This is a genomic window from Microvirga sp. P4_G7, assembly GCF_056401005.1.
In genome coordinates this window covers 1-618 of the sequence record NZ_JBFUKD010001137.1, presented here as the reverse complement: position 1 = coordinate 618, position 618 = coordinate 1, and the positions used below count along the sequence as shown (strand labels likewise).

General features: G+C 64.1%; 1 protein-coding gene. It reads left to right on the top strand.

Annotated features, from left to right (window positions below):
* The coding region (locus AC1DT3_RS23495) for a sensor histidine kinase (RefSeq protein ID WP_477467556.1) at positions 1-618 on the top strand (618 nt) is incomplete at both ends.

Here is a 618-nt window from a genome sequence, read left to right as displayed (position 1 = left end):
GCAAGAAGAGCCATGGATCGACATCCGCGGCGCGATCGCCGGTCTCGCCGATGCCCGCCTCGGCGTCAGTTGTCGCATGGACCGCCAGGACGGCTCGTCCCTCGATTGCGCAGCGCAGCCGCTGCCCGACGGCGCGACGCTGCTCACGTTTACGGATGTAACGGCGAGCGTGAACGTGGAGCGCGCACTGACCGAAAGAAACGACGCGTTGGAGCGGGCGTCACGTTTGCGGGACGATTTCGTCCACCACGTGTCCTACGAGCTGCGGTCGCCGCTCACCAACATCATCGGCTTCGCGCAGTTCCTCGGCGACGAGTCCGTCGGTCCGCTCAACGCCCGCCAGCGCGACTACACGGATCACATCGTGCGTTCGTCCGGATCGTTGCTGGCGATTCTCAACGACATTCTCGACCTCGCCTCGATCGATACCGGTTCCCTCGAACTCGTGCCGGAAATCGTCGACATCCGTTCGACCATTGACGCCGCGCTGCGGGGCTTGGAAGACCGGCTCGCGGAAGCCTCGCTCACGGTCAGGATCGAAGCGCGCGACGACATCGGCTCGTTTGTCGCCGACGGCAAGCGCATCCGTCAGATTTTGTTCAATCTGCTCTCGAACGC